The 478-nt window shown below is 50.0% G+C and carries 1 protein-coding gene; it reads left to right on the plus strand.

The features are described from left to right. The coding region (locus H7U32_RS09950; protein ID WP_204469878.1) for a hypothetical protein at nucleotides 1-478 on the plus strand (478 nt) is incomplete at both ends.

Consider the following 478-nt stretch of genomic DNA (forward strand, 5'->3'; position numbering starts at 1 on the left):
GATGCAAGTCTACTACGCGATCAACCAACTCTTTGATGCGTTGCGACCAATGGGTTTCACTGATCCTGATCTGGCCGAACGGCCGTTCAACGCGTTTTTGTTCAACCCAGACATTGAGTCGATGGACAACGCCTTTTACGAAAGCGACACCATCAACTTCACGACCTACTCGCCAAACGAAATGAACATGGCGCGTGACAATCTCACCATTTGGCATGAGCTTGGTCATGGCGTCATGGACCGCTTGATGGGCGAAAAACTTGATTTAGCCGACACAGGCGGCCTTTCTGAAGGTATGGCTGATTTCGTGGCGCAGTTAGTCGTCGAAGGCTCAGAGTTTGGCCGTGACTTTCTTGGTCGCAGCGATCAACGCATCAACAATCAAACTGGTTTTTATTTAACGAACGAAGTTCATGATGATGGTGAAGCTTACGGCGGCACCATGAAGGCATTCTTGGATGCAGCCATCGCTCGCGAT

This window comes from Bifidobacterium pullorum subsp. saeculare (assembly GCF_016899725.1).
GTDB lineage: Bacteria > Actinomycetota > Actinomycetes > Actinomycetales > Bifidobacteriaceae > Bifidobacterium > Bifidobacterium pullorum_C.